Annotated in this window: 7 protein-coding genes; 5 read left to right on the plus strand and 2 right to left on the minus strand. The window is 63.1% G+C overall.

What is annotated here, in order from left to right; translation table 11 throughout:
* The first annotated feature begins 258 nt into the window (after positions 1-258).
* The 4 genes from FHG09_RS19250 to FHG09_RS19265 all read left to right on the plus strand — a co-directional run bounded on the left by FHG09_RS19250 (position 259) and on the right by FHG09_RS19265 (position 3,906).
* Positions 259-924: a TetR/AcrR family transcriptional regulator gene (locus FHG09_RS19250; RefSeq protein WP_152349261.1), complete on the plus strand. Its 666-nt coding sequence runs from the start codon at positions 259-261 to the stop codon at positions 922-924.
* Between the two features lie 114 nt (positions 925-1,038).
* Positions 1,039-1,470 carry a hypothetical protein gene (locus tag FHG09_RS19255; protein ID WP_152349262.1) on the plus strand — a complete coding sequence of 144 codons (432 nt, stop codon included), beginning with the start codon at positions 1,039-1,041 and terminating at the stop codon, positions 1,468-1,470.
* The gene (locus FHG09_RS19260; RefSeq protein ID WP_227492890.1) at positions 1,467-3,215 is read left to right on the plus strand and encodes a sensor histidine kinase; all 1,749 of its coding nucleotides are present in this window, start codon (positions 1,467-1,469) and stop codon (positions 3,213-3,215) included. Before FHG09_RS19255 ends, FHG09_RS19260 begins: the two co-directional genes overlap by 4 nt.
* Entirely contained in the window at positions 3,172-3,906 is a 735-nt protein-coding gene (locus FHG09_RS19265; RefSeq protein WP_152349263.1) for a response regulator, read from the plus strand. The genes FHG09_RS19260 and FHG09_RS19265 overlap by 44 nt, the downstream gene beginning before the upstream one ends.
* 64 nt (positions 3,907-3,970) lie before the next feature.
* Here the strand turns inward: FHG09_RS19265 and FHG09_RS19270 are convergent, their stop codons facing one another.
* Entirely contained in the window at positions 3,971-4,864 is an 894-nt protein-coding gene (locus FHG09_RS19270) for an Ltp family lipoprotein (RefSeq protein ID WP_227492892.1), read from the minus strand.
* A 178-nt stretch (positions 4,865-5,042) separates the two neighbouring features.
* Positions 5,043-5,573 carry a MarR family winged helix-turn-helix transcriptional regulator gene (locus FHG09_RS19275; protein WP_152349264.1) on the minus strand — a complete coding sequence of 177 codons (531 nt, stop codon included), beginning with the start codon at positions 5,571-5,573 and terminating at the stop codon, positions 5,043-5,045.
* A gap of 844 nt (positions 5,574-6,417) precedes the next feature.
* Here FHG09_RS19275 and FHG09_RS19280 point away from each other — a divergent pair.
* A partial coding sequence (locus FHG09_RS19280; protein WP_193627455.1) for a YPDG domain-containing protein occupies positions 6,418-8,785 on the plus strand: 2,368 nt, incomplete at its 3' end.

Consider the following 8,785-nt stretch of genomic DNA (forward strand, 5'->3'; position numbering starts at 1 on the left):
CAGACCGGGTTTTCGCTGCGCAATTGATTCGGCAAGTCCGCCGCTGGGGACTATCTGCCGGGCTCCGGTGGCGCAGGAGAATTTGCAGGTCGGCCCTGTACGGGGTGCTCGATTGAGAGTGATATCTTAGTCATCCATGAGATGTTTACACTGTAATCGTCCTTCGGAAACTCCTCTCAACTCGTCAGACGAAACGAGTAGAATGTCGCTGGATGCCTCCCAGGCTGCGACTTCTCTGACGAGGGAAAGAAGGTGCACGTGGTTCAACAGCGACTCGATCGGACTCAGATCGTGGAATCAGCCATCGCCTTCGTCGATGCCTTCGGTCTCAGCGATCTCACGATGCGCCGTCTCGGCACAGCACTGGAAGTAGAGGCAATGGCGCTGTATCGACACATCTCCGGCCGTGCAGATCTTCTTGAGGCCATGGTCGAAGAACTCATCGACGGTCTCTTCGACGACGAACTCATGACAGAGGCCGCCCACTCCTGGGAAGAGTATCTGCAGCGGGTAGCCAATGCCACGCGGAAGCTCGCCCTCGGCCATCCGCGGATCTTCCCGCTCATCGCCACTCAACCGCCCGCGGCACCGTGGCTTCGGCCGCCGCTGCGCAGTGTGCGCTGGGTCGAGGAGTTCCTGTCGTCGCTGCAGCGCTTCGGGTTCTCCGACGGGGAAGCCGTAGCGGCGTACAAGGCATTCACGAGCTTCCTCGTCGGAGCTCTTCTCCTCCAGGCCGCGTCCCTGTCCCCGGACGCGCTCGGAGAGGAGGGCGAGGGCGCTGACGAGTCATCGAAGACCGACCTGGCGCAGTACCCGACGGTTCAGCGACTCCAGGACCTCCTCATGGAGGATCAGGCGCAGCGCGAATTCGACGACACCCTCGACGATCTCATTGAGCGAATCCGCACGAGCAGAGACAAGTAGGCACTCCCTCCAGCTGCTCCCGATCCCGGTGGCGAGGCGTGAGCTGTGGCGCACCTGAGGCTCTCGCGGTTAGTCTTGAGACCAGCGACAACCACGCCAACGAAGGAGCAGGATATGAAACTCAGCACCGCACTTCTGCGCGCAGTCCCCGGCGCATTCATTCTCAATTCGGGCATCGGCAAACTCGGTCTCGACGAGGAATCCGCCGCCGGACTCCAGCAGATGGCCGCCAACGGCGTCCCCATGGTCGAGAACCTCACCCCGGCCCAGTTCGGGAAGTTCCTGTCCTACGGTGAGATCGCCGTCGGCTCCGCCCTGCTCCTGCCCTTCGTGCCCACGCGCATCGCCGGTGCGGCACTGACGACGTTCGCCTCAGGCCTCGTCGCGAACTACTTCTCCATCGACTCGATGACCAAGGACGACGGCGTCCGCCCCTCCGACGACGGCATCCCGCTGGCCAAGGACACCTGGCTGGCCGCGATCGGCCTGGCCCTCCTCATCTCCGGCGGCAGCGAGAAGAGCAAGAAGAGCGATAAGAAGAAGTGAAGTCCCTCTCGGCCCCACCACGGCGGGGCCGGGATCGGATCGGGCCTCGCCGGAGCGGACCTCTGGCGAGGCGCCTCTTCCTCGTCCAACTCGTCCTCATCGTCCTCGTCTGCACCGCATTGTCGGTGACGAGCTACGTCACGACGCTGGGCAACATCCGCGAGGCCACCGGGGAGCGAGTGCTGTCCATCGCCGAGACGCTCGCCCACGACCCCTTCGTCACCACAGCCGTGACCGATGACGACCCGTCGGCGCAGCTGCAGCCCTACGCACTGACCGTGATCGACACCGCCGAGGTCGACTTCGTGACCATCATGGATCGCGACGGCACCCGCTACACCCACCCGGACCCCGCTCAGCTGGGCAGGAAGTACCTCGGCAGCACCGCGCAGGCACGCGCCGGGCAGACCCAGACCGAGGAATACGTGGGCACCCTCGGCCCGTCCGTGCGATCGATCGTGCCGATCACCGATTCCGACGGCGAGGTCACCGCGATGGTCGCCGTGGGCGTGACGCTCGAGACTCTGTCCGTAGCGCAGGCGGCGTCCCTGCCGCAGATCATCATCGTCGGGCTCGCCGCGATCGCCCTCGGCGGGCTCGGCTCCTGGCTGCTCGCCCGCTACCTGCGCCGAGTCACCCTCGGCTACGGCCCCGAGGAGCTCAGGCGCCTCTTCGCGTTCTACGATTCCGCGCTGCATTCGCTGCGCGAGGGACTCGTCCTCGCCGATGATTCCGGGAGGCTCGTCCTCTACAACGATGAGGCGGCCGTCCTGCTGGGCCTGCCCGAGCCCGATGAGTCCGCCCCGATCGCCCTCGCCGAGGTGGCCCTGCCAGAATCCGTGCGTGACCTCTTGTCGACCGGCCGGGTTGCCGTCGACGAGATCCACTTCACCGAGGACCGGGTCCTCGTCATCAGTCAGAAGCACGCAAGCCAACCGCGCGGTCTCGGGGCTGCTGGTCGTGGGATCGGGGGAACGGTCGCGACCCTGCGCGATCGCACCGATATTCAGGAGCTCACGGGGGAGCTGGCGACGATGACGACCCTGTCGGAGGCTCTGCGCGCCCAGACCCACGAACATGCCAATCGGCTGCACACCGTCTCGACCCTCATCGAACTCGGTCGCACCCAGGAGGCGCTCGACTTCGCGGTCAAGGACGAACAGGAATCCCAACGCCTCACCGATTCCTTCGTCGGAGCCCTCGATGAGCCCTTCATCACGGCACTCATGATCGGCAAGGCCGCTCAGGCCCACGAGCGCGGCATCGAACTCACCGTCACCGCCACCGGCGAACTTCCGCCCGAACGCCTCGATGCCCGCGACCTCGTCACCGTCGCCGGCAACCTCCTCGACAATGCCTTCGACGCTGCCGCGGACTCGGAGGAGAAACACGTATGGGCGGACTTCGTGGCCGCCGACGGGGAGCTCATCATCACCATCGCCGACTCCGGTGCAGGGGTCGCGGTCGAAGACATCGACGCACTCTTCCACCTCGGTACGTCAGCGAAGCCCGAGGACGGGGGACCGGGGCGGCACGGATTCGGGCTCGTCTTGGTCCGGCAGGCGGTGAGCCGCCTCGGCGGGGATATCGATGTCGACTCCGATGGCGGCGCGATCTTCACGGTCACGCTTCCGCTGGGGGACACGGACGCGGCGGGCGACTACGATTCTGCGGAGGACCACAGCAGGGACGACGGCCTCGATGCCGGCCGTGAACGGGCGGAAGGAGACCCACGTGAGCGATGATGCCGCGCTGCGGGTGCTCATCGTCGAGGACGATCCGATGACGGCGCAGGCGCACGCGGACTTCGTGGACCGCGTTCCCGGATTCGAGGTGGCAGGAACGTGTCTGGGCGGGCACGAGGCGATCGACCGCTTCGACGAACTCGCGACGGCAGGCCGCCCCGTCGATATCGTCCTGCTCGATATGAACCTCACGGATTCGCACGGTCTCGAGGTGGCCGGGCGCCTGAATTCGCGCGGCCAGGAAGTCGACATCATTGCGATCACCGCGGTGCGGCACCTGCAGGTGATCCGCTCGGCGATCTCCTCGGGCATCACCCAGTACCTCATCAAACCGTTCACCTTCGCGGCATTCAAGGAGAAGTTGGAGAACCAGCGGGAGTTCCGGCGCGGACTCACCGGCTCCGGGAACCTGGCGACTCAGGCGTCGGTGGACAACGCCCTGTCGGCGCTGCGGTCAGTCTCGTCGACGCGCCTGCCGAAGGGCCTCATCACCGAGACCTTGGAAGCCGTGTCCGCCTTCGTCCGCGATTCCGCAGTCCCGGTCTCCGCCACCGAGGTGGGGCAGAGTCTCGACCTGTCCCGCGTGACCGTCCGCCGCTACCTCGAGCATCTCGTGTCGACGAAGCAGGCGGTCAAGCAGCCCCGCCACGGAACTCCGGGCCGGCCCGAGTATGAGTATCGGTGGGCGTGAATGCAAGAAGGCAGGCGAAGGAATCTCTTCCTTCGCCCGCCTTCGAGGCGTTAGCTGACAGTCGTCAGTTGTTGAGGTTCTCGATCGCGTAGTCGGCCTCAGCCTGAGTGAACTGCTCACCATACTCGCTCGTGAGCTGATCATGGATGGCATTCGGCGACATCGCCATATCGTCCTGGTAGGTTCGCGCCTTCTCCAGAGCATTTTGGTTCCAGTCGGTCTGAACGTTGTCGATGGCGTACTGAGCGGCTTCGGCAGAGAAGTCCTCACCGTATTCGCTCGTGAGCTGATCGTAGATGCCCTGCTTGCTCATGTGCATCATGTCCGAATACGTTCCGGCCTTGGTCAGTGCGGACTGGTATTCGGTCGGAACGCTCGAGTCGTCCTCTTCCTCCGCGGGTGCCGCGGGTTCCTCGGCGACCGGCTCTTCCTCGACAGGTTCCTCAGCGGCCGGCTCTTCGGCCGGTTCCTCCGCAGGCTCATCTTCGACCGCGGGCGCTACGTCAACAGGTTCCTCGACCGCTTCATCTGCAGGAGCTTCCTCGGCAGGTGCTTCTTCCTCGGAGGCGATCGGTGCGTTGTCGTCCGAGACGCTCGAGGCCGTGCCCGCAGCGATCCCGCCGAAGACGAGGCCGAGGACGAAGAAGATGCCGGTGATGATCCACGCGATCTTCTTGTGCTGGTCGTAGCCCTGGAGGCGCAGACCCTGCTTGTCCTTCTGGCCTCCGGCCAGGGTGACGATCAGGTCGACGAGGGCCCAGATTCCGAAACCGCCGAAGGTGATGAGCTTGAGGATGCCGGTGCCGATCTTGCCCAGGTAGAAACGGTCGACACCGAGTCCGCCGAGCAGCCACGACAGCAGCCACGCAGCGAGAAACGACTTCTGCCCGACGAGGGGCTGGTTCTGCCCGAATGAGGGCTGTGCGGGAGTCCACTGGTTCGAGTTGTAAACCGGCACTGGAGGCTGCTGTGTCATTATCACTTCCGGAGATTCAGAGAGGAGGTAGTTGCTATTTCAATCATAGGTTAAAATTTCAACTGAATACACCAGGTGTTGTCTCGATTGGATAACAACTTTCCCTGCGTGTCCGGTGTCTCCGGCCCGGATTGTGGAGCTCTGCCCGTACAGGTGCTGCTCAGCCTTCGGAGCTGTCTCCGGGGGTTCCGCCTGTGCCGTCGCCGTTGGCGATGAGGAGCTTCGTCAGCAGTCGGGAGAACTGGTCGATCTCATCGTCCGTGAGTGGGTTCAGTGTCTCGGTGGCGTGGGCAGTGAAATGCCGGAAGGATTTCACGGCATCTCTATGCCCTTGCTCGGTGAGCTTGACGACGATGCTGCGGCGGTCATCCGGGTTGAGCGTGCGCTCGACGCGTCCGGCGCTTTCAAGCCGGCTGAGCTTCGCTGTCATATTGGCCGGAGAGACGAAGACGGCTTCGGCCAGCTGCTTCGGGGTGAAGTTGAGGCCTTCGCCGAAGAGGAGAACGATGAGCACCTCAGTCTCTTCGAGGGTGTACGAGGAGTAGCCGAGTGATGTCCGCTGGTGGTGCTCGAAGATTTCGGCCAGCCGCGATACGCGGTACACGGCGCTGAGTGCTCGCGATTCGTCAAGCGAACTCAGCCCGGCGTCGGCTGCGCGCTTCTGATACTCCGCGACTCTGTCGTGGGTCATGGTCGTCCTTCCTGCGGCCAGCCGGGGAGGGCTGACTCGGGTCTTGACGCCATCTTAGGCGTCGAGGGGTGTGCTGCGTCACTGTTCTCATTGCTGATGCGTCGCCGAGGCGGGTGTGTTGCAGGGGGCCCAGCGCCGAGGCGGTGGTGGGGGACCGCGGCGATCATGCACTGCCGTAGGGGAGCGAAGGTGCTTCCGCGGCACCGGGATCGACCGGGGAGATCCCGCGGGTGTCCGTGTCGGCACCTTGCTCATCAGGTCCGTGCAGTCTTGATAATACAGAATTGTCTGAATTCGTTCTCCGGCGAGCTGGAATAATGGCGCTTTGCGTCGAATGGCACTTGCGGGTTCTGTTGATGCCGCCCGCGATTCTCGGATTCTTGAAGCTGCGAAAGGGCTGTTCGCATCTGGGTGGACAAAGCGGCCGGGTGCGGATGGTGCGAAGAATTCGGCACGCGCAACTCGGCATTCCTGATGAAAGCAAAGGTGTTTTGAGGACTCTGCTTATTGTTTTCATTTTTCCTCAGTCCGCGCGACTGCTGGCGGTGCCGGTAGATGCGAGTGGCCTCTGGCGGCGGTGATTGCTCCTCGCGACGGCGGACTCGGAGCCTCGGTGATCTTTCGGGATTTGAGTATTAAACAACGCGCTATTTCGGGTTGGAAATATTTCGGAATGAACATTTCTGAATTGTAATTCCGTGCAGTAGTGAAATTGTCTGCTTTGAGTTCAGAGTCGAGATTTTCGTAGTATTCTTCAAATGCAGACAAACGGACAATGTCGCATTCCCCTCGTTTGTCTGCATTCGTTGCAGTTAACTGTTAGTCAAATCCTGAAAGGTCAACTATGTCCCGAAGCGGAACATGGCTGAACGCCTCTGACGTCAAACGCAATGCCTGCGTGGTCGCTGCCGGTCTCACACTCTCGGTCGCCGCAAGCCTCGGCACCGGAGTCGCCATCTCATCCCCTGCCTATTCGGCGCCCTCGTCCTCATCGAAGGTCGCAGCTCAGGCTGCTCAGATCATCGATGCCGATGCGATCGCCTCCGGACGGGTCACGACCGGAACCAACCTCACTGACGCCCATGGTGTCGGAGCCGGACTCATTTCCGGTCATGTGTACAAAGCGACCGTGGATTCGAACCCGTCATCGACGTACGACAACGGGCAGGAGAAGCTCGACGGTGTCACCGTCTATGCGCAGTTCCGCGATTCCGATGGCTCGATCTCGCCGATCTTCAGCGCAAAGACCCATACCGTCAAGGGCGTCACCGGCGGCAACGGCGGCAAGGGCACCTACGCCTTCGGAATGGGCAAGGGCGGCCTCCAGTGGACCGACGGAAACGGGGTCAAGCACGAATACCATGTGCGTCCGAACCAGGAGTACCGCCTCTGGGTCGAGCCGCAGAAGGATGAGGCGACCGGGAACACCCTGCACTATCTGCGACAGGTCAATGGTTTCACCCCGGGCCGCTTCGTCAGGCCGACCGAATCCTCCCTGGGTGCCTTCGCGGTGGCCGGCGGTGCCATGCAGCTGACCTCTGTTCAGGTCTACGAGGTTGCTCCCTCGGCGAAGAATTCCTACCTCGTCGCTTCCGACGGCGTCACCGACGATCCGAAGGGACCGCTCGCGGGAGCGGCGGTTCAGCAGAAGGAGAAGAACGTCATCTCCGGCCGTGTGTGGTTGGAGACCGGCGACGGCGACTTCGGAAATATCGCCACCGGACCTTCGCAGAACAGCAAGGACAAGGGTGTTGCCGGCTACACCGTCTACGCCTCGACCCTCACGTCCGATGGCGCGAAGGCCAATGCGGAGATGAAGAAGAACTTCCCTGCCGCGGAGTGGCCGGCACAGACGAAGAAGATGCTCGAGGAGCACCCCGAGTACATTCTCAAGACCGTCAAAGGTGAGACGAACGACAAGGGCGACTACTCGCTGCGCTTCGGCGAATACACGGACAGGAACCAGACGCGCAAAGATTTCCTCGACCCGCAGAACGTGTTCGTGTGGGTGCAGAAGGGTGACGCCGTCCTCCAGGGCTATACCGGGTTCAACCAGCCGGTGTTCGGTGCCTTCAACCAGGGAGGCGGCTGGCGCCCGCAGGCCGTGCCGGGCGAGAACCAATCGGTCGATGCTCTGCTGCCGGTCAACCGGCCCGACTACGGCAAGAACGTCAACAGCCTCTACAACGTCCACTTCGCGCTGATGCCGTACCTGCCGGTCGACCTCGACATCACGAACTTCAATGAGACGGACAAGCCCGCTCGCCCGGGTGACACCGCGGAACTCGACCTTTCGGGGACTCTGTCGGATCTGCCTTCGGTCATCGAATGGCGCGACAGTTCGGGCAAGGTGCTCAAGTCATGCGAATTGGATAAGTCGCAGTCGATCGAGGCTCAGGTCGACGCATGCACCTTCACCGTGCCAGATTCGGCCAAGGACGGTGAGTTCTTCCACGCTGTTCTCGTCTCCGGAGGCAATGACGTAGCGGCTGATTCGTTCATCGTCTCCGCCGAGACCGCCCAGGACATCGATCCGAAGTACGACATCGTCAACGAGGATCGCGACCCTGAGACCGACGGAGTGCAGTCGGACCCGCCGAAGTTCACCGACGAGGAGACCGGAGAGGCCGCCACCGCTCCCGATGGGACGAAGTACGACGTCAGTCCCGATGCGCCGACGGGCGCGACGATCGATGAGAAGACCGGTGTGGTCACCATTCCGGAGTTGCCCGAGAGCGGTGACGTCACGGTCCCGGTCGTCGTCACGTACCCGGACGGGTCGAAGGACTTCACCGAGGTGGTCTTCACCCCTGCGACACCGATCACCGATGAAACCGATCCGAAGTATGAAGACGGGACGGGTCTGCCGGGTGACACAGTGAAGATCGACCCGCCGACCTTCGATGATCCCACCACCGACGAGGTGGAGACTGGCCAGCCGCCGAAGGGCACGACGTTCGAGCCTGGTGAGGACGCCCCTGACGGTGTGACGATCGACCCGGACACCGGTGAGATCTCCGTCGAGATCCCGGAGGGTGCGAACCCCGGGGATGTCATCGAGGTGCCGGTCGTGGTGACCTACCCGGACGGTTCGACCGACGTGGTGACCGTCAAGGTCACGGTCGACGAGCCAGATTCGGGCGCGAACGTCAATGCTGCGGCTTCTGCGTCGGCGTCGGCTCAGGCCGATGGGGACAACAACCCCGCTGCCC

This window comes from Brevibacterium sp. CFH 10365, from assembly GCF_009299785.1.
Lineage (GTDB): Bacteria > Actinomycetota > Actinomycetes > Actinomycetales > Brevibacteriaceae > Brevibacterium > Brevibacterium limosum.

What these genes read in the sequence shown, in the direction of transcription:
- FHG09_RS19275 (WP_152349264.1), bottom strand. Translation starts at nt 5,573, where the DNA reads ATGACCCACGACAGAGTCGCGGAGTATCAGAAGCGCGCAGCCGACGCC.
- FHG09_RS19265 (WP_152349263.1), top strand. Translation starts at nt 3,172, where the DNA reads ATGCCGGCCGTGAACGGGCGGAAGGAGACCCACGTGAGCGATGATGCC.
- FHG09_RS19255 (WP_152349262.1), top strand. Translation starts at nt 1,039, where the DNA reads ATGAAACTCAGCACCGCACTTCTGCGCGCAGTCCCCGGCGCATTCATT.